Here is a 220-nt window from a genome sequence, read left to right on the forward strand (position 1 = left end):
GGACGTTGACCCGAACCGAGTCGAACGCCGGGATCTGGTTGGCCCGCTGCATCATCGGCGGACGGTGCGAACCGTCACCAGCCCACGCCGCGCACTGGAAAGTACCGCGCTGCGGCAGACCCGGCACCCGGATCTCGATGACATCCGGCCGGTCCGAACCACCATTGTCCTCAGTGGCCACGAAGAACGCCGGCGCCGGCTCCGGATCCGGAGCGACCTG

The 220-nt window shown here is 68.6% G+C and carries 1 pseudogene; it reads right to left on the reverse strand.

The features are described 5' to 3' along the window. Positions 1–220: pseudogene (locus tag QMG73_RS46210) on the reverse strand (Pecanex-like protein 1); the annotation flags it as partial.

The sequence above is a fragment of the Phytohabitans aurantiacus genome (assembly GCF_027923225.1).
GTDB classification, from domain to species: domain Bacteria; phylum Actinomycetota; class Actinomycetes; order Mycobacteriales; family Micromonosporaceae; genus Phytohabitans; species Phytohabitans aurantiacus.